The sequence below is a fragment of the Methylacidimicrobium cyclopophantes genome (assembly GCF_902143385.2).
Lineage (GTDB): Bacteria > Verrucomicrobiota > Verrucomicrobiia > Methylacidiphilales > Methylacidiphilaceae > Methylacidimicrobium > Methylacidimicrobium cyclopophantes.
On record NZ_CABFUZ020000267.1, the window covers coordinates 1 to 709 of the forward strand.

General features: G+C 49.5%; 1 rRNA gene. It reads left to right on the forward strand.

What is annotated here, in order from left to right:
• A 16S ribosomal RNA gene (locus FN369_RS10765) occupies nucleotides 1-709 on the forward strand; the annotation flags it as partial.

Below are 709 nucleotides of genomic sequence, written 5' to 3' on the forward strand. Positions count from 1 at the left end.
TGCCTCTAGGATAAGGACAACTTTGTGAAAACGAAGCTAATACTTAATAATACAAAAGGGAATAATTTTCTTTTGTCAATGGGAGGGTAGCAATACCTTTTGCCTGGAGAGGGGTTTATGTCCTATCAGCTTGTTGGTGGGGTAATGGCCTACCAAGGCGAAGACGGGTAGCCGGTCTTAGAGGATGGTCGGCCACACTGGGACTGAGACACTGCCCAGACTTCTACGGAAGGCTGCAGTCGAGAATCTTTCGCAATGCCCGAAAGGGTGACGAAGCGACGCCGCGTGAGTGAGGAAGGCCTTCGGGTTGTAAAGCTCTGTCAGGGGTTAAGAAATGTAAGTGTGCTAATACCACATTTATTTGACAAAAGCTCCAAAGGAAGCCACGGCTAACTCTGTGCCAGCAGCCGCGGTAATACAGAGGTGGCAAGCGTTGTTCGGAATTATTGGGCGTAAAGAGCACGTAGGTGGGTTTGTAAGTCAGATGTGAAAGCCTTCTGTTCAACGGAAGAATTGCATCTGAAACTGCGAGTCTTGAGTGTAGGAGGGGAGAATGGAACTTCTGGTGGAGCGGTGAAATGCGTAGATATCAGAAGGAACGCCGGCGGCGAAAGCGATTCTCTGGCCTATTACTGACACTCAGTGTGCGAAAGCTAGGGGAGCAAACGGGATTAGATACCCCGGTAGTCCTAGCTGTAAACGATGGGCA